The 273-nt window shown below is 51.6% G+C and carries 1 rRNA gene (only partly in view); it reads right to left on the bottom strand.

The annotated features are described in order from the left end of the window. Positions 1-273 (bottom strand): 23S ribosomal RNA (locus tag ASG69_RS00025) (its annotated part extends 669 nt beyond the left edge of the window); the annotation flags it as partial.

Below are 273 nucleotides of genomic sequence, written 5' to 3'. Positions count from 1 at the left end.
CTCAAAGTTGCCAGGGTGGTATTTCAAGGATGGCTCCATGAGAACTGGCGTCCCCACTTCAAAGCCTCCCACCTATCCTACACAAGCAAATTCAAAGTCCAGTGCAAAGCTATAGTAAAGGTTCACGGGGTCTTTCCGTCTAGCCGCGGATACACTGCATCTTCACAGCGATTTCAATTTCACTGAGTCTCGGGTGGAGACAGCGCCGCCATCGTTACGCCATTCGTGCAGGTCGGAACTTACCCGACAAGGAATTTCGCTACCTTAGGACCG

This window comes from Rhodococcus sp. Leaf225 (assembly GCF_001426145.1).
In the GTDB taxonomy this organism is placed as follows: Bacteria; Actinomycetota; Actinomycetes; order Mycobacteriales; family Mycobacteriaceae; genus Rhodococcoides.
The sequence above is the reverse complement of the archived record's forward strand: the minus strand, read 5'-3'. Positions and strand labels throughout refer to the sequence as shown.